The organism is Agrobacterium sp. CCNWLW32 (assembly GCF_037083425.1).
GTDB lineage: Bacteria > Pseudomonadota > Alphaproteobacteria > Rhizobiales > Rhizobiaceae > Agrobacterium > Agrobacterium radiobacter.
This window is the reverse complement of record NZ_JBAOJM010000002.1, coordinates 590193-616592: the sequence shown is the minus strand read 5'-3', so window position 1 is coordinate 616592 and position 26400 is coordinate 590193. Positions and strand designations below refer to the sequence as shown.

General features: G+C 59.4%; 24 protein-coding genes. 12 read left to right on the top strand and 12 right to left on the bottom strand.

Annotated elements, in window-relative coordinates; translation table 11 throughout:
• Positions 1-365: 365 nt before the first annotated feature.
• Both V6R85_RS06915 and V6R85_RS06910 read left to right on the top strand, forming a co-directional pair.
• Positions 366-5867: a glutamate synthase-related protein gene (locus V6R85_RS06915; RefSeq protein WP_111833787.1), complete on the top strand. Its 5502-nt coding sequence runs from the start codon at positions 366-368 to the stop codon at positions 5865-5867.
• Positions 5864-7630, top strand: coding sequence for a sulfite reductase subunit alpha (locus tag V6R85_RS06910; protein ID WP_080570328.1), 1767 nt, complete (start codon positions 5864-5866; stop codon positions 7628-7630). The genes V6R85_RS06915 and V6R85_RS06910 overlap by 4 nt, the downstream gene beginning before the upstream one ends.
• Before the next feature lie 42 nt (positions 7631-7672).
• Here the strand turns inward: V6R85_RS06910 and V6R85_RS06905 are convergent, their stop codons facing one another.
• The 5 genes from V6R85_RS06905 to fabA form a co-directional block, all read right to left on the bottom strand.
• Positions 7673-8266, bottom strand: coding sequence for a TadE/TadG family type IV pilus assembly protein (locus V6R85_RS06905; protein ID WP_003507268.1), 594 nt, complete (start codon positions 8264-8266; stop codon positions 7673-7675).
• Positions 8263-8859 (bottom strand): TadE/TadG family type IV pilus assembly protein, encoded by a 597-nt coding sequence (locus V6R85_RS06900; RefSeq protein WP_003507270.1) that lies wholly within the window; start codon positions 8857-8859, stop codon positions 8263-8265. The genes V6R85_RS06905 and V6R85_RS06900 overlap by 4 nt, the downstream gene beginning before the upstream one ends.
• Before the next feature lie 187 nt (positions 8860-9046).
• Positions 9047-9853, bottom strand: coding sequence for an enoyl-ACP reductase FabI (gene fabI, locus V6R85_RS06895; RefSeq protein WP_003507271.1), 807 nt, complete (start codon positions 9851-9853; stop codon positions 9047-9049).
• Between the two features lie 6 nt (positions 9854-9859).
• Positions 9860-11083 (bottom strand): beta-ketoacyl-ACP synthase I, encoded by a 1224-nt coding sequence (fabB, locus tag V6R85_RS06890; protein ID WP_003507273.1) that lies wholly within the window; start codon positions 11081-11083, stop codon positions 9860-9862.
• A gap of 75 nt (positions 11084-11158) precedes the next feature.
• Positions 11159-11674, bottom strand: a complete 516-nt coding sequence (gene fabA, locus V6R85_RS06885; RefSeq protein ID WP_003507274.1) for a 3-hydroxyacyl-[acyl-carrier-protein] dehydratase FabA — start codon at positions 11672-11674, stop codon at positions 11159-11161.
• A gap of 316 nt (positions 11675-11990) precedes the next feature.
• On the opposite strand from fabA, the gene irrA reads away from it, so the two are divergent.
• Positions 11991-12410 (top strand): iron response transcriptional regulator IrrA, encoded by a 420-nt coding sequence (gene irrA / locus V6R85_RS06880; protein WP_003507276.1) that lies wholly within the window; start codon positions 11991-11993, stop codon positions 12408-12410.
• Between the two features lie 73 nt (positions 12411-12483).
• Here the strand turns inward: irrA and V6R85_RS06875 are convergent, their stop codons facing one another.
• Positions 12484-13122, bottom strand: coding sequence for a trimeric intracellular cation channel family protein (locus V6R85_RS06875; RefSeq protein WP_099085756.1), 639 nt, complete (start codon positions 13120-13122; stop codon positions 12484-12486).
• A 78-nt stretch (positions 13123-13200) separates the two neighbouring features.
• On the opposite strand from V6R85_RS06875, the gene V6R85_RS06870 reads away from it, so the two are divergent.
• The gene (locus tag V6R85_RS06870) at positions 13201-13719 is read left to right on the top strand and encodes a hypothetical protein (protein WP_107674770.1); all 519 of its coding nucleotides are present in this window, start codon (positions 13201-13203) and stop codon (positions 13717-13719) included.
• Positions 13720-13731: 12 nt separating this feature from the next.
• Here the strand turns inward: V6R85_RS06870 and V6R85_RS06865 are convergent, their stop codons facing one another.
• A complete protein-coding gene (locus V6R85_RS06865; protein ID WP_111833786.1) occupies positions 13732-14442 on the bottom strand; it encodes a YoaK family protein in 711 nt (236 codons plus the stop codon).
• A 208-nt stretch (positions 14443-14650) separates the two neighbouring features.
• On the opposite strand from V6R85_RS06865, the gene V6R85_RS06860 reads away from it, so the two are divergent.
• The 8 genes from V6R85_RS06860 (at position 14651) to V6R85_RS06825 (ending at position 21952) form a co-directional block, all read left to right on the top strand.
• A complete protein-coding gene (locus tag V6R85_RS06860; protein WP_111833785.1) occupies positions 14651-15592 on the top strand; it encodes an ABC transporter substrate-binding protein in 942 nt (313 codons plus the stop codon).
• Between the two features lie 139 nt (positions 15593-15731).
• Positions 15732-16505, top strand: a complete 774-nt coding sequence (locus V6R85_RS06855; protein ID WP_111833784.1) for an ABC transporter permease — start codon at positions 15732-15734, stop codon at positions 16503-16505.
• Positions 16505-17290: an ABC transporter ATP-binding protein gene (locus V6R85_RS06850; RefSeq protein ID WP_087743178.1), complete on the top strand. Its 786-nt coding sequence runs from the start codon at positions 16505-16507 to the stop codon at positions 17288-17290. Before V6R85_RS06855 ends, V6R85_RS06850 begins: the two co-directional genes overlap by 1 nt.
• 35 nt (positions 17291-17325) lie before the next feature.
• Positions 17326-18063, top strand: coding sequence for a histidine utilization repressor (hutC, locus tag V6R85_RS06845; protein ID WP_111833783.1), 738 nt, complete (start codon positions 17326-17328; stop codon positions 18061-18063).
• A 193-nt stretch (positions 18064-18256) separates the two neighbouring features.
• Entirely contained in the window at positions 18257-19414 is a 1158-nt protein-coding gene (gene exbB, locus V6R85_RS06840; protein WP_162695470.1) for a tonB-system energizer ExbB, read from the top strand.
• Between the two features lie 6 nt (positions 19415-19420).
• The gene (gene exbD, locus V6R85_RS06835) at positions 19421-19906 is read left to right on the top strand and encodes a TonB system transport protein ExbD (protein ID WP_003507299.1); all 486 of its coding nucleotides are present in this window, start codon (positions 19421-19423) and stop codon (positions 19904-19906) included.
• The gene (locus V6R85_RS06830) at positions 19903-20829 is read left to right on the top strand and encodes a TonB family protein (protein WP_003507301.1); all 927 of its coding nucleotides are present in this window, start codon (positions 19903-19905) and stop codon (positions 20827-20829) included. Before exbD ends, V6R85_RS06830 begins: the two co-directional genes overlap by 4 nt.
• Before the next feature lie 133 nt (positions 20830-20962).
• Positions 20963-21952 (top strand): Ldh family oxidoreductase, encoded by a 990-nt coding sequence (locus V6R85_RS06825; RefSeq protein ID WP_087743183.1) that lies wholly within the window; start codon positions 20963-20965, stop codon positions 21950-21952.
• A 225-nt stretch (positions 21953-22177) separates the two neighbouring features.
• Here V6R85_RS06825 and V6R85_RS06820 read toward each other — a convergent pair whose 3' ends face one another.
• The 5 genes from V6R85_RS06820 to V6R85_RS06800 form a co-directional block, all read right to left on the bottom strand.
• Positions 22178-22423 carry a LuxR C-terminal-related transcriptional regulator gene (locus V6R85_RS06820; RefSeq protein ID WP_003507304.1) on the bottom strand — a complete coding sequence of 82 codons (246 nt, stop codon included), beginning with the start codon at positions 22421-22423 and terminating at the stop codon, positions 22178-22180.
• A 367-nt stretch (positions 22424-22790) separates the two neighbouring features.
• Positions 22791-23831, bottom strand: coding sequence for an AraC family transcriptional regulator (locus V6R85_RS06815; RefSeq protein ID WP_111833782.1), 1041 nt, complete (start codon positions 23829-23831; stop codon positions 22791-22793).
• Positions 23832-23918: 87 nt separating this feature from the next.
• Positions 23919-24518: a phosphonate metabolism protein/1,5-bisphosphokinase (PRPP-forming) PhnN gene (gene phnN / locus V6R85_RS06810; protein ID WP_003507307.1), complete on the bottom strand. Its 600-nt coding sequence runs from the start codon at positions 24516-24518 to the stop codon at positions 23919-23921.
• Positions 24515-25651 carry an alpha-D-ribose 1-methylphosphonate 5-triphosphate diphosphatase gene (locus V6R85_RS06805; RefSeq protein ID WP_003507308.1) on the bottom strand — a complete coding sequence of 379 codons (1137 nt, stop codon included), beginning with the start codon at positions 25649-25651 and terminating at the stop codon, positions 24515-24517. Before V6R85_RS06805 ends, phnN begins: the two co-directional genes overlap by 4 nt.
• Positions 25648-26346: a DUF1045 domain-containing protein gene (locus V6R85_RS06800; RefSeq protein WP_162266765.1), complete on the bottom strand. Its 699-nt coding sequence runs from the start codon at positions 26344-26346 to the stop codon at positions 25648-25650. The genes V6R85_RS06805 and V6R85_RS06800 overlap by 4 nt, the downstream gene beginning before the upstream one ends.
• Positions 26347-26400 lie beyond the last annotated feature (54 nt).

Genomic DNA, 26400 nt, shown 5'->3' with positions numbered 1-26400 from the left:
CCTGTCGGATTTCGCGGCGTTTTTGTTTTTTTATTGCGCAAGGCCGATTTTAATCTTGACTCGGTCGATCATGAAATATTATGTAAGTACTACTGACATAATTGAGTGTGTCTCATCGCCGGAAAGCCGGCCATCAGGGAACGCGATGCGAACGACGACGATCATTATTTGCGAAAAAGCGGCCAGTGCCGCCACGCCGTTTGACGGCCGCAAAACGACCGTTCGCGCCATTAAACGCCGATAAGCAGAAAAGAAGAGGAGCAGCCAGGTCGCCTGCGGCTCCGCCCGCAGAGTGCCGGTTGCCGCGCCGGATTTCGGGAAAAGAGGGTGATGCCGCGCGAAATGCGCAATGAGAGGAGAGTGCCTTGAGTGTGACGGAGCAAAAATTCGGCCTTTACGATGCCGCTTTTGAAAAAAGCAGCTGTGGCGTCGGTTTCATCACCCGCAAGGACGGCGTGCAGACGCATGATGTGCTCAAGCGCGGTCACGAGGCGCTCTGTGCCGTGCCGCATCGCGGCGGCATGTCGGCGGAAGGTGTCGGTGACGGTGCCGGCGTTTCGCTTGATCTCTCACTCTCCTTTTTCCAGAAGCTGACGGGGAACGACGCCTTGCAGACTGGCCGGTTCGGCGTCGGCAATTTTTTCCTGCCGCAGAACCCCGCATTCCACGATCAGGCGGTTGGCATTATCGGCAGCGCGCTGCAGGAGCAGGGGTTTTCGATCCTCATCGTCCGTGACGTGCCGGTGAATGACGCGGCCATCCGCCCCGCTGCCATCCCTTACCAGTTGCCGATCCGGCAATGGGTCTTTTCGTCGCCAGTGGAATGCGCAACTCTCGTCGAATTCGACTGGCGCATCCACAAGGCGCTGCTTGCCATCGAAGCACTTGCTTATACCGTGCCGGAACTCGCCGGCTTTTATCCGCTGTCGCTCAGCGCGCGTACGCAGGTGCTCAAAGGGCGTCTGAACTCGCACGAGGTCATGCCCTATTTCTGCGACCTCACCGATCCGCGCCATGAAGTGCATACGATGTATTTCCACACGCGGTTTTCAACCAATACCGATCCACACCCCTCCATGGCGCAGCCTTTCCGCCTGATGGCGCATAATGGTGAGCTCAACACCGACAAGAAGAACCGGTTGTCGGAAGCGGCCGTGGCGCTGGCGAAGAATGCCAGCATCGTCAGGCCCAAGGGCCAGTCGGACAGCTGCCGGCTGGACCAGACCTTGCAGGCGCGGGTGATGGAGGATGGTCTCGACCTCGTCACCGCCGTGGTCTCGATGATGCCGCCGGCATGGGAAAACGACGACACCCTGTCGCCCGGCGTCAAGGCGATGCTGGAATATTTCTCGCTCTATGAGGAGAAGAATGACGGCCCGGCCGCGCTGATTTTCGGCGACGGCACCATCATCGGTGCCCGGCTCGACCGCCTCGGCCTGCGCCCGCTGCGCACCGTCGAGACGGAGGATTATCTCTGTGTCATGTCGGAGGCGGGGCAGATCGCCTTTCCGGCCGAAAGCGTCATCCGTCGCGGCCGCATCGAGGCGGGCGGCATGCTTTATTACGATCACGCCGAACGTCGCGCCTTTTCCACCGTCGAGGCGTTGGAGCTTCTGGCAGCGCGGAGGGACTATCCGGCGCTGCTGTCCGAATCCCGGGTAATGCTTGATGATTTACCAGAAGTGTCCGCCGAAAAGCAGGGCTCGCCGCTTCGTTACAATGGCGATCTGGAACGGCATCAGCGCTACGTCGCCTATTCGCACAATCAGGAAAGCTTCAAGTTCCTGATGGACCCGATGCTGGCGTCGGGCGCGGAAAAAATCTCGGCCATGGGTTATGGCAACGCCATCAACGCGCTCTCCGATCAGGAAGGCGGGGTTGCCAAATATTTCTCGCAACGTTTTGCGCAGGTCACCAACCCGCCGCTCGACAGCATTCGCGAGGCTGACGGCATGACGCTGCGCGTCGCTCTTGGTGCAAAGCCGAACAGCGGCGCGAAGAAGGCTCGCCAGATCGTCGTGCGCTCGCCGATCCTGACCCACCTCGATATGCTGCGCATTCGTGAACAGCCCGAGACGCCGGTTCGCCGTTTCGAGATGCTCTATACGCCAGTCCTCGATGTCGCGGATGCCAACGAAGCGGCCTTGCGGCAGGCGATCGACGGTCTCTGCGACGAGGTCGTGGCTTTCGCGGCGCAGGAAGGCGGGATTGCCGTCATCACCGATCGGCATGTCTCGGCAGGCCGCGCGGCTTTGCCTATGATCATGGTCGTCTCCGCCATCAATCAGCGACTGATCGAGGAAGGTCTGCGGCTGCGTGTTTCGCTGATCGTTGAAAGCGGGCAGTTTTCCTCTTCGCATCACATTGCGGCGAGCCTCGGCTTCGGCGCTTCGGCCGTCTATCCGCTCGGCGTGCAATTCCGCGCCGAGGAGAAATTCGGTGCTGATGCCGACAAGGCCTTCAAGCGCTTCGCCAAGGCGGCCGAAAAGTCGCTGATGAAGACCATGGGCAAGGTCGGGCTGTGTACGGCGGAAAGCTATATTGGCGGCGAGTTCTTCGAGCCGAACTTCCTCGATACCGACGACGTGGTGCTGAAGCGTTATTTCCCGAATGTGAAGACGCCGGTCGGCGGCGTCAATTTCGCCGTCATTGCGCAGGCGGTGGCTGACTGGCACCGGAAGGCGCTGTCCGTGAAGGGTGAAAATGACATTCCCCTGCTCGGTCTTTTCAAGGAGCGCGCCGAAGGGGCCGGCCATTCCTATGGCACGACGGCCGTGCGCGGCTTCGTGGACATGACGGAGGAAAAGATCGGTTTCGACAAGGGAACCGATAATGAAGAGGCGCTACGCCTCCTGCCGCTCAACCGGCTGGAGGATGCCTTCGGTCTCAACGATGCGGCCTATTATCACAATAGCTTCGACCGGCTGACCCCGGAGGCGATCGACGCCTTCGAGGTAACGCCCGGCTATCGCGCCTTCGCCCGCATGATGGCGGAAGAAAGGTCGCGCCGTCCTGCTGCCCTGCGCGATGTTCTGGAGTTGCCGGCCGATGTGACATTCGCCGGTTCGGCAGAAGAGTTCCGTCGGGAAATGGGTCGCTTTTCCCGGCATGGCAATAACAGCTTCATGGTGCGCGGATTGCTTTGCGAGAGCGCGGGAGACGGTGCGTTCCGGCTACAATTGACCGGCTCGCACGGTCATGAACTTGCCCGGCTTGCCGCACTCGGCCAGTCATTGCTCGACCGCTTCGGAACGGATATCCCCGGCCATTGGCTGGAAGGCGGCGCGCTGCTGGTTCAGGCAAAGGGCGAGGCATTCACCTACCTGTCTCTCATCCGTACCGCGCCGGCAGGCATTCCGCTTGATGCCGTGCAGAAGGCCAGCGAGATCACCAAGACCCTAGCATCGGGCGCCATGAGCCATGGCGCGCTGGTCGCTGCCGCCCATGAGGCGGTGGCGCATGGCACCAACATGGTCGGCGGCATGTCCAATTCGGGTGAGGGCGGCGAGCATATTTCCCGTTACGGCACCATCCGCGCCTCGCGCATCAAGCAGTTCGCCTCCGGCCGTTTCGGCGTCTGGGCCGGTTATCTTGCCGATCCGATGCTGGAGGAAATCGAGATCAAGATCGGCCAGGGTGCAAAGCCAGGCGAGGGCGGGCAATTACCGTCTCCCAAGGTGACGGTCGAAATTGCCGCCGCGCGCGGCGGCACGCCGGGCGTCGAGCTTGTCTCGCCGCCACCGCATCACGACACTTATTCGATCGAGGATTTGGCCCAGCTCATCCATGACGCAAAGGCGGCGCGTGTGCGCGTCATCGTCAAGCTCGTCTCTTCGGAAGGCATCGGCACGATTGCGGTCGGCGTCGCCAAGGCCGGAGCAGATGTCATCAACGTCGCCGGCAATACCGGCGGCACGGGTGCAGCCGCCGTGACCAGCCTCAAATATACCGGCCGTGCGGCGGAAATCGGCATTGCCGAGGTGCATCAGGCGCTTTGCGCCACCGGCCTGCGCGCCAAGGTGCTGCTGCGTTGCTCCGGTGCGCACCAGACGGCGAGCGACGTGGTGAAATCAGCACTTCTCGGCGGTGACAGTTTCGAGTTCGGCACCACGGCGCTGATGATGCTGAAATGCGTGATGGCGAAGAACTGCAACATCAAGTGCCCAGCGGGTCTCACTACCAATCAGGAAGCTTTCAACGGTGATCCGCGCGCGCTGGCGCAATATCTCATGAACATCGCCCATGAGACCCGCGAGATCCTGGCAGCACTCGGGCTGCGCTCGCTGCGCGAAGCACGGGGCCGTTCCGATCTTCTTCACCTTCTCGATCATCCGGCCAGCGTCGGCCAGCTTGACCTCCGGGCGATGCTTGCCGTGGTCGAGGAAGTGAAGATCGACAACCCCGTCTATATGGAAAAGGACTTCGCGCTGGACGATGCCTTCATCGAACTCGTCCGCTCGGCACTGATCGACAGCAGACGGGAAAACATCGAGCTTGGCGGCAATCGTTTCCTCAACAATTGCAACAAGAGCGTCGGCGGCCAGCTCGCCGTCGATATCGAGCGCATGCTGAACCACGAGCTTTCCGACGAAGAGGCGGATGCGCTGCCGGCAGTGAAGCAGGACAGCCGTGGCCGCCGGTTCCTCGAGGCTGGGTCGGTGCGCATCGATACTTCAGGGTCGGCCGGGCAGTCCTTCGGCGCTTTCTGCAATGACGGCATGGTCATGGTCCATACCGGCACCTGCAATGACGGCGTTGGCAAAAGCGCCTGCGGGGGCACCATCGTCGTACGCTCTCCGGGCGGCGGTTCGCAAGAGGCTGGCGGCAATGTGCTGGTCGGCAATTTCGCGCTGTTCGGCGCCACTGGCGGCCGCACTTTCGTCGAGGGTCAGGCGGGCGACCGTTTCGCGGTGCGTAACTCCGGCGCGACCGCCGTGGTCGAAGGCGTGGGCGATTTCGCCTGCGAATACATGACCAACGGTGCCGTTCTCAACCTTGGCAGTTTCGGCAAGGGTTTCGGCAACGGCATGAGCGGCGGTTTCGTCTATCAGTATGATCCCTATGGCGATCTGCCGAAGAAGGTCAGCCACGATTCCATCCTGCTCGGTTCGATCACCGGTGAGGACGAACAGGCCGCGATCCACAATCAGGCCGTCCACCAGCTTTTGACCTGGCATGTCGCGGAGACCGGCTCGGCCAAGGCCGCATGGCTTCTGGAAAACTGGGAGAGCGAACAGCACAATTTCGTCTATGGCATGCCGCGCGCCCTGCTGCTTTATCAGGACAGCGATGAAATTCTGAAGGCGAAGCCCCGCAAGGAGCTGCTGGAGGAACTGGCATCTGCGCTTGCCGCCCATCAGGTGCGGAAGTTCAAGCTCGCTTACCGCGATCGTAAGGCCGTTTTGAACGGAACCGTACCGGGTTATGGCGAGACGGACACGGAGGACATGTATGCGCTTCTCAACAACTACACGGTGTTGAGCATGGCGCAGGCAATCGCCCTGCAGCGGCTGCCGATGGCGGCGGGCCCTTCCGATCCCGCAATCGAAAAAGCCGTACGCAATCTCATCCTCACGGAAGACTACGCATTGATGCAGCGTTTGCTGAAATACGCCCGCGAGGCGCTCTCCGATCATAGCGATGAACAGCTTGCGGTGATGATCGCCGCCAAGCGTCTCGACGACTACAAGCAGGCGCTGGCGCGCCGCAACATCTGGTCGGTGGACAGCCCCGGCACCTATGGCTGGATCATTCAGCAGAACCGGAAAAACATCGAGAGGATCGGCCGTCTGCCGGGCTTCGAGGAGCTTTTCGCGGTGCGTGCCATTCCAGATCTCGCCACCGCATCCAGCCACAGGGCAGCATGATGAAGATACCTTATATTCCCGAAGACGCGCCCTTCAATGGTGATCAGCGCGCATGGCTTTCCGGTTTTCTGGCCGGGCTCCATTCCCGCGCCGCCATAGGTATGGAGACTTCTGTTGCCGCCGCCGCCCCAAAGGCGGCGGCCAGTGTGCTGAATATTCTCTTCGGCACACAGACCGGCAATGCCGAGGCCTTAGCCATGGATATCGCCGCCGCCGCCCGTGCGCAGGGCATGCGGCCGGTGGTGGCTGCGCTGGATGATGTCTCGATGGACGGTCTCGGTGCCATGAAGCGGGTCATCGTCGTCACCTCGACTTACGGCGAAGGTGAAATGCCTGACAATGCCCAGCTTTTCTGGGAAGCACTTTCCACCGACGCCGCGCCGCGTCTGGACGAGATGAATTTTGCCGTGCTTGCGCTTGGCGATACCGGTTATGACGGTTTCTGCCAGGCAGGCAAGCTCATCGATACGCGGTTCGAGCAACTTGGCGGCAAGCGGATGAAGACGCGTATCGACTGCGATATCGACTTCGAGGATGCGGCCGCCGCATGGATCGGCGAGACCCTGCCGCTTGCGCTTGCTGTCGACGGCGGCAATGCGGCAGCTGTCATGCCCGATGTCGCCGAACCTACTGTGCCGACAAAGCAGGGCTGGAACCGCAAGAATCCCTATTCGGCTGAGGTGAGCGTCAATCGCCGCCTGTCCGGTCCCGGATCGTCCAAGGAGATTCGTCACTACGAATTCGGTCTCGGCGAAAGCGGGCTCGACTATGAAGCGGGTGATGCTCTTGGCGTCGTGCCCCTGAACGATCCGAGACTGGCGGGCGCGCTGCTGGAACACTTCGGAGCGGCCGCGGACAGCCAAATCAGCGGGCTGGACCGGCCCGTTGGTGATGCGCTTCTCAACATGTTCGAGATATCGACTCCCTCGCGCGAACTCGTCGCCGAAATCGGCAAGCGTGCGGGGCATGAGGAACTCAGCCACATCATCGCAAACGGAGACAAGGAGCAGATGGCCGCCTTTCTCTGGGGCAAGGATATTCTCGACCTCATCAATCTCGGCGGAAAGCCGCTATTTGATGTCGCTGAATTCGTGACATTGCTGAAGCCGCTGCAGCACCGGGCTTATTCCATATCCTCCAGCCCTCTGGTTGCGAAAGACAGCGTACATCTGACGATTGCCAGCGTTCGTTATCGCGCCGAGGGCCGTGAGCGCGGCGGCGTGTGCTCCACCTATCTGGCCGACCGGGTGGAGGCTGGACGGAATGCCGGAATTTTCGTCTCGCCGAACAAGTCATTCCGTGTGCCGCAGGACAATGATGCGCCTGTTATCATGGTGGGACCGGGAACGGGCATCGCGCCCTTCCGGGCATTTTTGCAGGAACGGCAGGCGCGCGGCGCCAAGGGCAAGAACTGGCTGTTTTTCGGTGATCAGCACCGGCAGTCGGACTTCATTTATGAAAACGAACTTGCCGACATGAGCCGCGACGGCGTGCTGACCCGTCTCGACCTCGCCTTTTCACGGGATCAGGCGGAGAAGATCTATGTCCAGACCCGCATGCGGCAGAACGGCAAGGCGCTCTATCAATGGCTTGAAGAGGGCGGTTATTTCTACGTCTGCGGTGATGCGACCCGCATGGCGAAAGATGTCGATGATGCCCTGCATAGTATCGTCAGCGATGAGGTCGGCATTTCTGCCGAAGCGGCAAGCGATTATGTGAACCGGCTGAAGCGCGAAAAACGCTATCTGCGCGATGTCTATTAGAGATTTCCTCTGGATGAAAGATACCGTCTGCGCCCAACTGCGTCAGCAATTGGTGCAGGTGGTCTCCGTATCGCGCTGCTTGAAAAAATAATCACGGCCGATGGTGATCGACTTTACCCCGGATGAGGAAATATCTGTCATGAACATCAGCAATTCATGCGGGATGGAAAGCTCGACATGGATGAGGAAGCTGTTTTCCGCGAGCAGCCGTGTGGGAACCGCGACCGCTGATCCTACCGCGTAGGGTCTCTGGTTTTTCTCATTCCAGGACCAGACAATTTTGGCCTGCTTCTGCGCGTCGATCTTGATGCCGCTGATCTTCAGTTGCAGACCCTTTGTGCTGTAGGGCGCAAAGACGGCGGATGCGACATCTTGCATGCCCGCAAGATAGGTTTTGTCGACGGAACCCGTCTTCGATATCAGGTCGTTGATAGTGGCGGCGGCACTGCTTGCGCGTTTGTAGGTATTATAGCCGATCGTCAACTCGAAAGAGGTCACATAAAGCGCGAGCAATATAGGGAAGAGGATCGCAAACTCCACCGCGCCCACGCCGCGCTTGTCTTTTGCAAAGCTTGAGGCGAGCGCCATCAGGCGTCGTTTGCACTTCGTCGCGACGGACACCATCCCTGCCATCATGAGCCCCCGCTTGTGATGTATTTCTCGTTCATGAAAGCACCGGTCGCGACAATGAGGAAATGCGAGGGCATCGACCCGTCGGCCGGTCGGATCTTGGTCAGATACGGCCGGATGATATCGGCGATCACACGCCAGCGATAATAGACGCGCAACATGTTGATGGTTTCCGGTCCACCCGGCTTGAAGCCGAATTGGGCCGTATCAAGATCGTAATATTCGCCAAAGGCTTTGAGCGGTATCTTGGTCGGAATATCCTTGAAGGCGGTGAAGGAGCGAAGATCGATATAGAGTTTCTGTTCCTTTTTGATCTCATCCGCCGAGCAGGTAATCATCACTGAAACTTCATTACAGAAACTCTTGCGAAAATCCTCTTTCGAAATCGAACTGCTTATCTGCCCGGTCCTCAGACGCCGGGCCATGTTTTCAGTGGCATTGACGACCACCTGTTCTGCCATCATGGCGATGAAGGTTTCGATGATCGCAAAAACAACAAGGAAATAGGGAATGGCGAGGATCGCAAATTCGATGGCTGCGGTCCCGTCGCGCGAGACTCCGAATTTTTCCAGCAATGGCTTCAGTCTGGCCAGTCGCATGAGGTGGTGTCTATCTCTAAGAATATGCGGCAAGCGCAACCGTTGAATTTGTTGCGGACCATAACCACCCGATGTTTAAATTCAGTTACTCCGATGAATTATACTTTAGTGAATTCCGAAATTGATACGACCCGCAATATAAAAGCCCGGCGCACGGCCGGGCTTTTGTCGAAATTGAAATGGGCGATTATTCCGCATCCGCTCTGGAGAGAACCTCCAGCGTCGGCGTGGAGGTGATGTTATAACCGCAGTCCACATAGTGGCACTCGCCGGTAACACCACGCGACAGACTGGACAGCAGGTAAAGTGCCGATCCGCCGATATCATCGATATCCGCCGTCCGCCGAAGCGGCGCGTTTTTCTGGTTCCATGCGTAGATCGCCCGCGCATCCGAGATGCCGGCGCCCGCCAGCGTGCGGACCGGACCGGCCGAGATGGCGTTGACGCGAATATCGCGCGGGCCGTAATCGGCGGCGAGATAGCGAACCGATGCCTCAAGGGCCGCCTTGGCGACGCCCATGACATTGTAGTTCGGAATGACGCGCTGTGAACCATTATAGGTCAGCGTCAGCATGGAGCCGCCGTTTGTCATCAGTTCGGCGGCGCGCTTGGCGATTTCCGTGAAGGAGAAACAGGAAATGACCATGGTGCGGCTGAAATTCTCCCGCGTCGTATCCGCATAGAGACCCTTCAGCTCGTTCTTGTCGGAAAAGCCGATGGCGTGCACGACGAAATCCAGTACACCCCATTTTTCGCGGATCGCCGCAAAAAGCGCGTCGACCGAGGCAACATCCTCGACATCGCACGGCACGATGAAATCGGAACCGAGTTCGGCGGCGAGCGGCTTCACACGCTTGCCGAGCGCCTCTCCCTGATAGGTGAAGGCGAGTTCCGCGCCCTGTGCCGCAAGCGCCTTGGAGATACCCCAGGCGATGGAGTGATTGTTTGCGACGCCCATGATGAGGCCGCGTTTACCCTGCATGATGCCGTTCATTGGCAATTATCCGTTATGACGCTGGAAGACGAGCGTGGCGTTGGTGCCGCCGAAGCCGAAGGAATTGGAAAGGATGGTGTCGATCTTGGCGTTGTCGATGCGGCTGCGAACGATCGGGACGCCTGCAAATTCCGGATCGAGCTCGGAAATATGCGCGCTTTCGCCGATGAAGCGTTCCTGCATCATCAACAGGCCGTAGATCGATTCCTGAACGCCGGCGGCACCCAGAGAATGGCCGGTGAGCGACTTGGTCGACTGGATATGCGGGATCCTGTCGCCGAAGACTTCCCGGATCGCGCCGATTTCCTTGCTGTCGCCAACCGGCGTCGAGGTGCCGTGGGTATTGATGTAGTCGATATCGCCCTTGACGGTGGAAAGCGCCTGCCGCATGCAGCGGATCGCGCCTTCGCCTGAGGGAGCCACCATGTCGTAACCGTCGGAGGTCGCGCCGTAACCGACGATTTCGGCATAAATCTTGGCGCCGCGCGCCTTTGCATGTTCCAGCTCTTCGAGAACCAGAACGCCCGCACCGCCGGCAATCACGAAACCGTCGCGATTGACGTCATAGGCGCGCGAGGCAACGTCCGGCGTCTCGTTATATTTGGACGACATGGCGCCCATGGCGTCGAAAAGGTTGGACATGGACCAGTCGAGATCCTCATGGCCGCCTGCGAACATCACGTCCTGCTTGCCCCACTGGATCATTTCAGCCGCGTTGCCGATACAATGCGCCGAGGTGGAGCAGGCCGACGAGATGGAATAGTTGACGCCGTGGATCTTGAACCAGGTGGCGAGCGTGGCCGAAGCGGTGGAGGACATGGCCTTCGGCACGGCGAAGGGGCCGATGCGCTTCGGGCTGTTGTTCTTCAGCGTGATATCGGCGGCTTCGACGATGGTACGGGTGGAAGGACCGCCCGAACCCATGATGATGCCGGTACGCTCATTACCGCTGATATCGCTCTCTTCGAGACCGGAATCGGCGATCGCCTGCTTCATGGCCACATGGTTCCACGCGCCGCCCTGCGACAGGAAGCGCATGGCGCGGCGGTCGACCAGATCGGTCGGGTCGAGAGACGGCTTGCCCCAGACCTGGCATTTGAAACCGTGTTCGGCAAAATCCGGCGAAAATGAAATGCCGGATTTGGCATTGCGCAGGGATGCGGTGACTTCAGCGGCATCACCGCCGATGGAAGAAACAATACCGAGGCCGGTGACAACAACTCGTCTCATGAAAGGGACCTTTTCTTAAGATTTCGGCTGGACGACCGAAGCCGCCCGGCGTTTGTCAGGACTATTCCGTCTGCCTCAGGCAGCCTTTTCCTTCGACAGGCCTACGCGCAGGTCCGTCGCCTGATAAATGGTTTCGCCGTCCGCCTTCAGCCAGCCGTCGGCGGTGCCGAGCACCAGACGGCCGCGCATCACGCGCTTGAAATCAATACCATATTGAAGGAGCTTCGTGTGAGGGCGAACCATGCCCTTGAATTTCACTTCGCCGGTGGAAAGCGCCATGCCGCGGCCTTCTTCGCCCAGCCAGCCAAGGAAGAAACCCGTCAGCTGCCACATGCCGTCAAGGCCGAGGCACCCCGGCATGATCGGGTTGCCCTGGAAGTGGCAGGGGAAATACCAGTCGTCGGGGCTGACATCATATTCGGCACGGATGAAACCCTTGTCGAAGGCGCCGCCGGTTTCGGAAATTTCAGTAATGCGATGGACCATGAGCATGGGGGGCAATGGGAGCTGTGCATTTCCCGGGCCGAACAATTCGCCGCGACCGCAGGACAGGATCTCCTCATAATTGTAACTTGATTGCCTCGTTGCCATACCGCTTTCACTTCCCCAGTTACTGGTGTTGATCGACTTCACTAGAGCAAGTTAGGTTCAAAATGAAGCGCTGCAAGGGCAGAGGCCGCTCGGGCGTCATTCTTTGTCTTCGAACCTTCTTTGCAGAAGTCATTACCTCAATATGCCGTCCGCATACAGGAACCATCCGGCTGGAACCAGAGGAAATTTGCAAGAATGGCCGGTTTGCCGCCATTTGCCGCGCCTGACGGCGCTGAAACTATTGAAAGCGCTCGCTGCAAAAGATATATGCTAATGCAATTGATGAGTTTTACTCCTGTGCTCGGAATGGGATTGCATGGCATTTGACGCCACATTGGATATCGGAACAAGGCTGCGGCGCTCGGGGCTGCGCCCCACGCGACAGCGTGTGGCTTTGGGCGATCTTCTCTTCGCAAAGGGTGATCGCCACCTGACGGTCGAGGAACTGCATGATGAGGCGGTCACCGCCGGCGTGCCCGTTTCTCTCGCCACGGTCTACAATACGCTGCACCAGTTCACCGAAGCCGGTCTCATCCGCGTTCTCGCTGTGGAAGGCGCCCGTACCTATTTCGACACCAACGTTTCGGATCACCACCACTTCTTCGTGGAGGGCGAGAACGAGGTTCTCGATATTCCCGTCAATAACCTCCAGATCGACAATCTGCCGGAAGCACCCGAAGGCATGGAAATCGCCCATGTGGACGTGGTCATCCGCCTTCGCCGCAAGCGTGGCTGAAGCCCTTTGTCCGATAACGGATGTGAAAATGGCGCCCATGGGCGCCATTTCTGTTTTCACCGGTCGTTTTATGTCACTTCATGACATCTTCTGGCCGCCTGCCTGGCTTGGCCTTGTAGGGCGGGAAAGTCCAGCCGAAGATCAGCGCTCCGGACCGGATGCCAAATGCCGTCAGAAAACCCGCCGCTGATGCGGCATAAAGCGGTGCGCCGAAAAAATAGACGACAATGAAGGTGGAGGAGCCCAAAAGCGCGCAGGTGATATAGATCTCCGGCCGCAGGAGCACGGAAGGTTCCCCGGCGAGAATATCGCGCAGTACACCACCGAATGTCGCCGTCAGAATGCCGGTGACGATGGCGACGGTTGCGGAGCCGCTGGCGGCAAGACCCTTGGCTGCTCCCATGACGCAATAGGCGGACAGGCCGAGCGCATCGAGCCAGATCAGCACCCGGTAACGGGATTCGAAAAGATGGGCGGTGAAGAACAGCAGCACCGCGACCGAGACGCAGACGAGAATATAGGTGGGGTTTATCACCCAGAACACCGGCGTCCTGCCCAGTACGAGATCACGCACCGTGCCGCCGCCAATGCCGGTCGCGGCTGCGAAAAACAGGAAGCCGATCAGGTCGAGCTGCTTGCGCGAGGCGGCGAGCGCGCCGGTTGCGGCAAAGACGGCGACGCCGGCATAATCGAGAAAACCTAGAAGCGTCATGAAAAGGTTCCCCCCGGAAACACGGGCTGCGAACACGTCAGTGTCGCGCAAGCACTAAACTCTAGGCTGGCCGCCCGGATGATCGCAACATCCATAACCGAAACGGATGCAAAGGAAAATGCCGTGCGAATCGCTCTCGTTGCCGCGCTTCAGGTGCTGGTTCTCTTGATGTTTCCGGTGACACTCTCGGCGCAGCAGCAGCTGGTGAGTGATCCCGAGATTTATGAAAAGGACCATTTCCGCAACGAGTGCAAGGTGGCGGCGTTCGGCGACGATTTCGTCACGCGGCTGGATATCAACAATGACGGGCTGATGGATGCCGTCGTCAATCATGGCGTTCTCGATTGCGATGGCGAAAAAGGCCGTGCCTGCGACGAAGAGGGATGCCCCTATAATTTCTACGTCCAGGTGAAAGAGGGCGGTTATCTGATGATCGCTACCGCCCGGATTTACGGTTATGATTTCATCAAGCGTTTCGGCAACATGGTTTTCGTGCTGAAGATGCACCCGCGTTATTGCGAGCGGACCGACAAGGAGCCCTGCCTGATGACGGTGCGGGTGCGCGGCACGAAATTCGTCACCATCTCGCGAAAGTGACGGCGACGATTGTCATGGCGTAATCCGCCGTATTTTGACCCTTTGATTGTAGCGCTGCCGAAGCGAGCGCGGAATGATGAAGGTGGCGATGGCGACGGCGAAAACCGTGGCCGCAACCACCCACAGGGCATTGGACTGCAGCGTGGCGCCCAGAATGGCGCCGCAGATCGCGCCGCTGATCATCCCGAGCCAGGGCACGATCTGAATGCCCCAGTCTAGGCTCCGTTCGCCCAGAAGAAAACGGCCAATGCCGCGGCCGAAGCGGGAAAGAGCGCCTGTCACATAGGTAAGCCCGATCGGTAGTCCCTCTATATGTTCGACGGCGGCGTTGACCATTCCCATGGCGAAAACGACGAGATAAAATTGCGCGAGAGCGGAAGCCTCGCCGCCGAGCAGCGCGGCAATGACCACCAGCGATCCCACCGCCATCAGGACGGCAAAGATGCGCCGGTCGAACTTATGCGCCACCACGATGCCGCCGGCATTGCCCGCCACGAAGGCGATGATCGCGAAAAGCAGTTTTGCGGCATGGGAATAGAGGCCCGCCTCCATCGAGACTGCGGCGCGGGTGGTGTTGCCGGTCATGAAGGACACGAAGTCGCCTGAAATATGCAGGCCCACCGCATCCGTCATGCCGGCGATGAAGGAAATGGCGGCAACCAGCGCAATTCCGGTTCCGGTTCGCCTTGCCCTGATGATACTGCGACGTCTTTGTCTGGTCATGGTAAGAGCTCGATATGGAAAAACAGCATGCCCGTGCAGAGGGCCGTGTTATCCTATGTCTAGAATGCCGGGCGGTGCGTTTGCAATCGTTCTGGAGGCGCTCGGAAGCTTCTATTTTGTCTAGACAAATATAAAATCCCTGCCTACCATGCCTCAAATAAAGCGAAAAACAACATCGCACAAAAATAAATCAAAAGGGGTTCAGATCATGAAAAAAACGTGGGTTCTCGCCGCCATTGCAGCGCTCGTCTCATCCGCTTCAGCCTATGCCGAGACGTCGGTAACGATCGGCATGTCCGGCTGGACTGGTTTTGCGCCGCTGACGCTTGCCAAGCAGGCCGGCATTTTCGAAAAGAATGGCCTGAAGGTCGATATCAAGAAGATACCGCAGGCCAGCCGGCATCTGGCCCTTGCTTCTGGTGATATCCAGTGTGCCGCCACCACGGTGGAGACATGGATCGCGTGGAATGCCAATGGTGTGAAATCCACGCAGATTTTCCAGATGGACAAGTCTCACGGCGCCGATGGCATTGCGGTGCGCAGCGATGTCTCGAAGATCACGGATCTCAAGGGCAAGACGGTTGCAGCGTCTGCGCCGGGCACGTCCCCTTATTTCTTCCTTGCCTGGATTCTCAAGGAGAATGGTCTGACGCTCAAAGACGTTAAAGTCGTCAACCTTGAGCCGGGACCGGCCGCGCAGGCATTTGTCGCCGGTCAGAACGATGCAGCCATGACCTATGAGCCCTATCTCTCCACAGTGCGCGCCGCGCCCGACAAGGGCAAAATCCTTGCGACGACGCTGGATTACCCCGCCGTCATGGATACGTTCGGCTGCACGCCGGATTTCCTGAAGGCCAATCCGCAGGCGGCGAAAGCCCTGGCGGACAGCTATTTCCAGGCTCTCGACCTCATCAAGTCCGACCCCGAAAAGTCCTATGAGACGATGGGAGCGGATGTGAAGCAGGCGGGCGAGGCCTTTGCCGCATCGGCAAAATTCCTCGAATGGCAGGACAAGGCCGCCAACCAGAAATTTTTCGAGGGTGAATTTAAGACCTTCTCTGAAAAATCGGCCGATCTGCTGCTGGAAATCGGCGTGATAAAGTCGAAACCCGATCTTTCGACACTCGCGGATACCTCCTTCATCAAGTGACAGAAAAAGGCGGCCGCATTCCCTGCGGGGAATATTGCGGCCAAAGATAAGTGAGAGCGTCGATTGTGTGTCACGAAAGGCGCAGGGCGTTCTGATGGCGCGGCGAAAGTGCCGCGCCGGTTTTCCGGACAGGCGACAGATGCAACCTCTTCAACCCATCAGGAACAGCACGAGAATTTTTCTCGGCATCCTGTTTTTCGTGCTGTTTTTCTCCGCCTGGGGCTTTGCCACGCTGGGCGGCTTCGTGTCGCCAACCTTTCTGGCCGACCCCATTACCATGCTGAAGGACGGCATCTATCTTCTGACCGATCAGGGGTTTGCCAGCGATATCGGCATGACGATCTGGCGCGTGGTGGGTGGTTTCGTGCTGGCGTCGCTCATCGCCGTGCCGGTTGGCATCGCCATGGGAGCTTATAAGCCCATCGAGGCGCTGCTTGAACCCTTCGTCTCCTTCGCGCGCTATCTGCCGGCTTCCGCCTTCGTGCCGCTCCTCATTCTCTGGGCCGGTATCGGCGAGATGCAGAAGCTGCTGGTGATTTTCATCGGTGCAGTGTTCCAGATCATCCTGATGGTGGCCGTGGCTGTCGCCGGCACGCGACGGGATCTGGTGGAGGCAGCCTATACGCTGGGCGCGAAGGACCGGGGCGTGGTGCGTCGTGTCCTCATTCCCGCCAATGCGCCCGATATTGCCGAAATCCTCCGCCTCGTCCTTGGCTGGGCCTGGACCTATGTCATCGTGGCGGAACTGATCGGCGCCTCCTCGGGCATCGGTTATATGATCATCAACAGCCAAGCGCTGATGGCGACCGGCCAGATCATCTTCGGCATCATCGTCATCGGCATTATCGGCCTTATTTCGGATTTTGCATTCAAATCGCTGAACCGGAAGCTTTTCGCCTGGAGGCTTGCCTGATGAGCGAACTCGTTATCAAGGGCGTCAGCCGCACCTTTCCCGGCGTTCAGGGCGGGCAGCCGACGCTGGCCTTGCAGCCGACTGATCTGGATATTCCCCGCAATGATTTCGTGACCGTTCTCGGCCCGTCGGGATGCGGGAAATCAACCCTGCTGCGCATCATCGCCGGTCTCGACCGTCCGACGACGGGCGAGGTATTGTTGTCGGGCAAGGCGGTGACGGGCCCGGGGGCGGATCGCGGCATGGTGTTCCAGTCCTACACGCTGTTTCCCTGGCTGACGATCCGCGAAAACGTTGCTTTCGGCCTTCGCGAGCGCGGCGTGGCCGAGAAGGAGAAGTGGGAGGTCGTCGATAGCTATATCGACAAGGTCGGCCTGCGCGGCTTCGAAAACCATTGGCCGAAACAATTGTCCGGCGGCATGCAGCAGAGAACGGCGATTGCCCGCGCTCTGGCGAACGGCCCGAAAATCCTGCTGCTCGATGAGCCTTTCGGCGCTCTCGACAACCAGACGCGCGGGCTGATGCAGGAATTGTTGCTCGGTATCTGGGAGCGGGAGCAGAAGACGGTCATTTTCGTCACCCATGATATCGAGGAGGCGGTCTTCATGGCGTCGCGTGTGGTGACCATGTCCGCAAGGCCGGGCCGTATCAAGTCCATCACTCCGGTCGACCTGCCGCATCCGCGCCACTACACCGTGAAGGCCAGCCCGGAATTTTCTGAGCTGCGCGCCAAGCTTACGGAGGAAATACGCAGCGAGGCGATTGCCGCCGCTGCCCATGGATAGTTGATCCATCAAAAGGGGAGGATGGAAGCATCGGAATGAGGAGCACAGGCGCCGATCTTCAGGAGAAATCGCTACACGAGCGCATCCGCAATGATGTCGAGCGCCACATCATGTCGGGCGAATGGCCGCCGGGATACCGTATTCCCTTCGAACACGAGATGACCCGGCAATATGCCTGTTCGCGCATGACGGTGAACAAGGCTCTCAGCGAATTGGTGCAGCGTGGCCTGATTGAAAGACGCCGTCGTCTCGGCACTTTCGTTCGCCAGCCCCATGCGCAATCGGCTGTGCTGGAAATCCACGATATCGAGCGGGAGGTGCAGGCCCTCGGCCTCGTTTACGGCTACCGTCTCGACAGACGGCGGCTGCGCCCTGCGGGGCAAGAAGATGGCGCGGCCATGGCGCTTGCCACGGATGCCCCGGTTCTGGAACTCACCTGCACGCATTTTGCCGGCGGCGTTCCCTTTTGCCTCGAGGAACGCATCATCAATGTCACCGCCGTTGCGGAGGCGGAGGCAGCGGATTTTTCACAGATCGGGCCGGGTACTTGGCTGCTGAAAATGGTGCCCTGGAGCGCCGCCGAACATCGCATCAGCGCCGTTTCCGCCGACCGTAAAAATGCCGCGGCGCTGGGCATTGTGTCCGGTGCGGCCTGCCTCGTCATCCATCGCCGCACCTGGCATGGTGCGGATTACATCACCAGCGTCCGGGTGACCTATCCCGGAGACCGGCATGCCCTGGTGGCGCAGTTTTCACCTTCGCAAAACGCCTGAGGCCGCCCGGACGGTCAATTTTTTGTAAAGAAGAGTTTACGGGTCGTCTTTTGACAATATAATAGTTGTCAAAAGAACTCAGGTTTATTATCGGAACGTCAAGCTTTCACGACGGCATCCGTTCATGACCCCGGTTTTAAGGAACCGGTCAATCTGCGGATGAGTTCATCGACGGAAATCCGGGATAAAAATTATGTCAGCTGAGACCTCAACTTCCTCCGCATCTTTCAACAGGGCAAATACAACACGGCATCTCTCCCTTGCCATGGCTGTCACCTTGCTGGCCGGCTTAAGCGCCGGCGCGGTTTTCGCTCAGACGGCATCGGAAACCCAGATACAGCCGGCACCGCAAACGCAAGCGGTTCAGCCTGCAACACCGAGTGCTCCGGCCACCGCGCCCGTTCAGCCTTCCGCGACAGCGCCGGAACAGCCGGCCGCTAGCGCACCGTCGCAGCCCTCGTCAACTGAACCCGCACAGGCCCAGCCTGCACCCACACAGCCAGCGACAGATACCGCGCCGCAGCCGACGCAGCCCGTGCAGACGAACCAGACGGCCGCGCCGAATGAAGCCGCGACCCCGATAGAGCCTGTCAGCGCTGTGCCCGCAAGCGCCGAACATCGTGCGGATATCCCGCATAACCTGTCTCCCTGGGGCATGTTCATGGCGGCGGACTGGGTCGTGAAGGGCGTGATGATCGGTCTTGCCTTCGCATCACTGGTCACCTGGACGGTCTGGGTAGCAAAATCAGTTGAGCTTGCGGGTGCGCGGGTGCGCGCCGGCGCGACGCTCAAGGTCATTCGCAGGGCAAAAACCTTGAACGAGGCCACCGAGGCCGTCGAGAAGAAGGGCGGCCCGGCAGCGCTGATGTTGCGTATGGCGACCCATGAAATGCAGCTTTCCGACGCGGTGGTCGAACACACGGATGGCGGCGGCATCAAGGAACGTGTCTCTTCGGCGCTGTCGCGTATCGAAACCCATGCGGGTCGCCGTATGTCGCGCGGAACGGGTGTTCTGGCGACCATCGGTTCCACCGCCCCCTTTGTCGGCCTGTTCGGCACCGTCTGGGGCATCATGAACTCTTTCATCAGCATTTCGGAATCGCAGACCACCAATCTCGCCGTTGTCGCGCCGGGTATTGCCGAGGCGCTGCTCGCTACCGCCATCGGTCTCGTCGCCGCTATTCCGGCCGTTGTAATCTACAACGTCTTCGCCCGCTCCATCACCGGATACCGCCATCTGCTGGCGGATGCCGCAGCCGGCGTGGAACGCCTTGTCAGCCGCGACCTCGATTTCCGCCGCATTCCGCCGGGCAGCGCCAGCAAGCCCGCCGTGTCGCTGGTTGGACGGTGATCGGTCATGGCTGGCGGCATTCGCGAAAATAGCGGAGACGATCTCTCCGAAAACCACGAGATCAACGTCACGCCCTTCATCGACGTGATGCTTGTTCTGCTCATCATCTTCATGGTGGCCGCACCGCTCGCCACCGTTGATGTGAATGTCGATCTGCCGGCATCCACCGCCAAACCGGCGGAGCGCCCGGAAGAGCCGCTCTATCTGACTGTCAAGGACGATCTGTCGCTCAATCTCGGCAATGATGCGGTTGCCCGCGAAGCATTGGCGGCAGCTATCGACCGGCAGACGGGTGGCAAGAAGGATACGCGCATCTTCCTGCGCGCCGATAAAGCGGTTGATTATGGTCACTTCATGGAAATCATGAACCTGCTGAGAGATGCCGGCTATCTGAAGATCGCCCTTGTAGGGCTGGAAAACGCGGCTGCCGCATCGCAGCCCGCTGCCGCTGGCCAACCAGCAGCGCCGGCGGGGCAGGGAACCGCGCCATGAGTGAAAACGGCTATCCGCAGGCCCGGCATTCCCGTCTCGGGGAAGTGACGCTGTGGTCCGCCGCGGCGGTGCTCATGCTGAGCGTTCATGCCGGGTTTGCCTATTATCTGATGCAGGAGCCGGAGGAGCTGGATGCTGGCGGGCCGCCGCCTGCCGCGATCATGATCGAAATGGCGGCGATACCGGAAGCCGTCAACACCGAAGAAACGACGCAGGCGCAGGATGTCGAAGACGCCGAAGAGGTAAAGAGCGACAGCAGCGAACCGGTGGAGGAAGCAGCCCCCGAAGAGCCGCCGCCACCGGAGCCGGTGGCGGAAACGCCGCCGCCAGAGCCCGTGCAGCCACCGGAACCGCCGGTCGAGGAGATCGTCGAACCGCAGGAAATTCCCGAGCCGGTGGAGCCGATCGATCCCGTCCAGGAGCAGATGATGGCGGAACTCGAAAATGTCGAGGTTCCCTTGCCCGTCATACGGCCTCCGCCGCCACCTGTCGAAAAGAAGGTGGAAAAGAAAGAGCCGGAAGAGAAAAAGAAGGTCGAGCGCCAGCGTCCCAAACCGCAACAGGCATCGGAACTGCGTGAAACGGCGAAAGCAGAAGCCCAGCAGTCCGACCGGACGGCGGCATCGCGCAGCAATGCCGGCTTTTTCTCGTCCTCGTCCGCCTCGCCGGCGAAATGGGGATCGAAGGTCCGTTCGCATATTCAACGGCGCAAGCCCCGGTCGCTGCGCAGTGATGCTATGACTGCGACGGTTCGCTTCAGGGTCAATGATGCTGGCGCCATCAGCGGGGTCAGCGTTGTGCAGTCCACAGGCGATTCCTCGATCGACCAGCAGATTACGGCATGGATTCAGAGCGCCTCACCCGTGCCTGCTCCGCCTCCGGACGCAAACAAAACGATCACATTGCCGATCAGCATCCGCTAGGCCGCCCGCTTAAGTCACCCCTTGGGTATGTTCACTATTCCTCGCGCGCGGCCCGGTTTGGGCGTGAATAACATTTCGCGAATGTTTTTGATGGTGTAGGTCTTGTCGACTTCACAAGCAGAGGCATTCCGGAATGAAATTCTCAATCGCAGAGGCGGAGGATCTCGTATCCTCTATCTTTGAGCGCAACGGCGTTCTGCCGCAAAACGCCCGTTCGGTGGCGAAGGCACTTGTCGCCTCCGAGGCGGCTGGCCAGAGCGGACACGGTTTTCGTCGCATCCCCGTCTATGTCCGCCAGGCGCGGGTTGGAAAGGTTGATGGCAAGGCGCGTCCGGTGGCGACGCGCGTGAAGCCGGGTGTGCTCTCCATCGACGCCAATCACGGTTATGCCTATCCGGCGATCGATTGCGCCCTTGGGGAGTTGCCTGAAATGGCCCGGCAGCAGGGCATCGCGCTCGCCGCGATCCACCGCTCCCATCATGCCGGTGTTATGGCGCTGACCGTCGAGCGGCTCGCCGAAATGGGTCTTGTAGCGCTCATGTTCGCCAACGCGCCCGCATCCATGGCGCCCTGGGGCGGCAGTAAACCGCTTTATGGAACCAATCCAATCGCCTTCGCCACCCCCGTCGGCGGCGCCGATCCGCTGGTCATCGATCTCGCGCTCTCAAAGGTCGCGCGCGGGAAGATCATGGCCGCCCGCCAGAAGGGTGAAACGATCCCCGGCGACTGGGCGCTCGACAGAAACGGCCGGCCGACGACCGATCCCGAAGAGGCCATAGAGGGTACTATGGTGCCCGCAGGTGAGGCCAAGGGTGCTGCGCTGGCGTTGATGGTAGAGATCATGGCCGCCGCGATTACCGGCGGGAATTTCGCATTCCAGGCTTCTTCGCTTCTGGACGACAAGGGCGCTCCGCCCTCCCTCGGCCACACGATCATCGCCATTGACCCGGTATCGTCGGGCGGCGCGGCCTTTACCGAGCGGCTGGCGCTTATCGCCGGCGAGATCGAAAAACAGGAAAATGTGCGTCTGCCCGGTCGTCGCAGTCAGGGTATTCGCAAACAGGCGCTGGAAAGCGGCATCGTGATCGAAAGCGATATTCTGGCCGAAATTCAATCGCTCTAAAGTCCCCACAATAATAAAACCCGGCGGGTCGAATAGGACCCGCCGGGCAAACCGTAAATGGCTGCTTTGCATCTGCGTCGATAGGGCGGGACATCATGTCCAGCCCACCTTTGGTCCGCCATCCCGCCATTGATATGGAAGGATTTTGACGCAGAAAGCCGCTCATTCGGTTTTCAGCTTACGGGAGGGGACGTTCGCGTAAGCTTGGACTTGAGCAGGTGGTGACTACGCTTCCTGTTCGATCAGGCCGCGCAGCAGTGCGATGCTGACGGCATTCAGCAGATTGGCCGCGCCCAGCCTTTGGCGCACGCGTTCAAGAGTATCCTTCACGTCTGCTTCGTCCGCACCTGTAATCAAGGCGACGTGGGAGGGATGCTTGCCTCTCGCCACCAGCCCGAGATATTGCCGCTCACGCTCCGAAAGGATGATTTCGCGTGTCTGGCGATGTTCATGCGGCGTATTTGAAGACATTTCTTTCAGCCTCAAAAGAGATTGACCTTCCCGGGGCACGATCAGGCAATGATTCATTCCCCGAAACCAGCTCGCTAACCGCTCTGTCTAGACGCGAACAGAAACGTTAGTTTCGCCAATAGGTTTCATCTGGCATCGGGAATTATGCAGTAAAAGGCCGCGGCGCGGAGCTTCCAAGCTCTGAATGTTTTTGGCCACACCCTAGGGATATGCGGCGCTCTAATAGGCGATGTACTACGCCGATAGAATAACATCTCGCGCCAAGTTTTTCGTTTTATTGTTATGTTTCGGCACATATTGCGATGAGAGGCGACATATTTCTCAAATTAAATGCGTCATTCCGAAATATTGATACCGTAAACATGTATCATCCGATGGAATGATGCGCGTGTTTCTTGCGAATGTCCGTCGGTGTTGCCCCGAACCAGCGGGAAACGGAACGCGAAAACGCACCTGGCGTCGAATAGCCGAGCCTGTAACTGATGTCGGATACCGGAAGATCGCTTTCCACGAGGAGTTTAAAACCGGCGTTTTTGCGAATGGCATCCTTTATCTCGTTGAGATTGGTGCCGAGCTCAGCGAGCCGCCGTTGAAAACTCCGTTCCGACAGGTTGAAATAGGGAGCGATCTCGCTGAGCGAAAGCTCGGCATCCGAGAGCCGCATCTGCATATACCGCTTCACCTGGTCGATGAAATGGGTCGCATCCGCCGATGTCTCCGGTCGCAACATGCGGCATTGCAGATTCATCAGTTCGAACAGCCGCTCATCCGTATTCGGATTGACCACATCGAGAAGCGATACCGGAAGACGCATGGTATGGATCGGCTGGGAAAAACTGACGCGTCTGGTCATTTTTTCTTTAAATAGCTGAATATTATTCGGTTTCGGCCGCTCCAGACCGATCTCGATCTGGTTGATACGATCTCCGAGAATATCACGGAGGCGCTGTACCAGGACGGCGAGCGACAAATCCACATATTGATCGCGTTTGGCAATCACCGGTGCGAAGGACCATGACAGGGTTACTTGCGTGGCATCCGTTACCATGGTGAAATTGCTGTTGTTGGTGGCGTAATAGACATGGTCCTGAAGAAAGCGCAGGAAGGCCCGTACCGTCGGCGCGCTGATCAGGCCATATCCGAACGCGCCGGATGCACCCGCTGGAAAGGCGGAGGCGCATTGCAGGCCAAAGGCGTCGTCACCGGAAATCAGTGCGCAGGTTTCGAGCAGACGGGAAAATCTATCGAGGCTGATGCGTTCCGTCAGGCTGCTGAATGTGGCGGGATCAATATCAAGAGCCTTGCAGATGGGAGTGATATCGATGCCCCGTGACCGGGCATAATTGCTGACGCCGGCAGCCAGACCGGCCACCACACTTATCTCGTCACTGACCCTTTTTTCAGGCATCCCTCGCCTTGGCGTACCATGTTTGGAAATTGTCGCCTGATGGTAAGCCCTGAGACAGCGTTTGTCGAGCAGCCCGGCTGCGGGATTCTAAGTACGGCTGGAGCCGACACTCTGCTGCAATAGCCGCAGGATGGTTTTGCCGGCGTCTTCGATTGCGCCGCTATTATCGACGGTCGTCACGTCGAAGTCGCCGACGACCGTCAGGGAACTGCGTTCCAGCCGTCGGAGAATATCTTCCCGGCTTTCCCGTCCGCGCTGCTCCAGCCGCCTTGCCAGCACGTCCGGCTGTGCGACGATGTTCACGACCTTGAGACGGGAAAAGGCGGTGCCGAAATGGGGCAGGGCGGAACGTGACCCGTTGGCGATGACCACGTCTCCCGCGTCGAGATGATGATAGACGGCAGCTGGAATGCCGTATTTCAGCCCATGTGCCTCCCAGGAAACCGCGAAGGCGCCTGCATCTTTCAGGCGGTTGAATTCGTGCATCGAAACGGCATCGTGATTTTCACCGCCCGCGTCGCCGCTGCGGGTAATGACGCGACGCGTGAAGTGGAAACCCGGCCGGCCGGAAAGCTGGGTCGCCGCATAATCCATCAGCGTGTCCTTGCCGGCCCCGCTCGGGCCGACAACCACGATCATCGTACCGGGCGATTGTTCGCGCCGGCTATCATGCCCATCGTCGGTCATGCCACGCGCTTGCCCTGACGCCAGACGGAACGGGCGACCGGCACGCCATCCTCGCGGTGAACCCGGACCAGATCGGCCCGCAATCCCGTCGCAATACGACCGCGATCAAGTAGGCCAACAGTCCGGGCGGGCGTGGCGGTGACCATGCGCAGCGCTTCCGGCAGGGTGATGGCTTCCACCTGGTCGGCAAGCAGGAACGGTGCGAAGAGCAGGCTGAACGGCACGTAGTCGGAAGAAAGAACATCCAGCACGCCGATCTCGGCGAGATCGCGGGCGGCGATATTGCCGGAATGGGACTTGCCGCGAACGATGTTCGGCGCACCCATCAGTACGCTCATGCCGGCGCTGTGTGAGGCTTTTGCGGCTTCGACGCTGGTCGGGAATTCCGCCAGCTTCACGCCGTGGCCGATCGCTTCGCCTACATGTGCTTCGGTGGCGTCGTCATGGCTCGCAACGGTGATGCCGCGTTCGGCGCAGCGGGCGGCCAGATAATCGCGGTGCTTGGTGGAATATTCCGCTGACGCGGCCTGCCGGCGCCGCACGAATTCGGCGAAAGCCTCGTCGCTCAATCCGCGCTTCTTCTGATAATAGAAGATATACTGATCCATGGACTGGAACTGGCGCTGACCCGGGGAGTGGTCCATCAACGAAATCAGCCGTACGCGCGGATCCGTTTCGAAGTCTTCGAAATGGTCCAGTACGTCGGCGGACGCCACTTCGCAGCGCAGATGCAGCAGGTGGTCTGCGCGCAGGCGGTTCTGATCGGCTGCCGCCTCGATGGCGTCAGCCATCTCCCGCATTTCGCCCTTCTCGAAGCCGCCATCCTCATCCGAACCAAGCCGCAGGCAGTCGAACACGGTGGTGATGCCGGAGGCGGCCACCTGCGCGTCATGCGCCTGAATGGCGGCAATCTTGTCCCAGATCACGCCGGGACGCGGCGAATAATGCTGTTCCAGATGGTCGGTATGCAGTTCCACCAGACCGGGGATCAGAAAGTCACCTTCAAGGTCTTCGCCGGTTTTGGAAGCGCCCTCGCTGATATCGGCAATCTTGCCGTCACGGATCAGGACGGATCCCAGAATAATATCGTCTTCCAGAACGATACGGGCATTGGAAAGGGCGTGCTCGGTCATGGGTTCGCATCTTTCTTTGGTGGCTGGCCAAGGGGGTGCCAGCTATGAACGGTAAAGGGTGCGCCGCGCGTTTCTTCAATGAACAAAGCGAGGCCGGAAATAGTGAGAGGCTTGTCAACGAATTCGGAAAACCGCGCCGAAAGCACCTCTTGCATGGCGGGCTGTTCGGTTTCATCGATGCGGCCGGTCAGCGTCATGTGAAAACGAAAATCATCCATGACATGCGGATAACCCCAGAGCGACAGATTTTGCCGCTGGCTTTCCGTCAGCATCTGTGGCCGCCGACGGGCAATATCGGTCTCCGAGAGGGGTGCACGAAACCGGTCGAAATGGTCGACGATCTCGGCGGCAAAATCCTGCAGCGGCTGATAGATGCGGTCGGGGACCAGTGCGTAAAAAGGCCCTAGCGCACCGACAACGACGCGCGGAATCTCGAAGACGGACTGGCTGGCTGCGAAATCTTCAAACGCCGAGAGCAGCTCCGCTTCGCTGTATTTTTCGGCAAGTTCGAAAGGAGCCTTCAGCGTCGCGTGGAAACCGTAGCGGCGAGGCTCCTCCGTCATCTCGGCATAGTCGTCGTGGTCGTCATGCAATGTGCCGGAAAATGCATTGCGGCCCAGCCATCGTGACGCTGCCTCGGTCAACGGATGATCTTTAGCCGGAGAAAAATAGATGGCGTAGCGCACGGCAAGCACTCTTCAGTGTCATGGGAAACCAGGGATGAGAAGCTATTTGGCGTGACTCGCCCG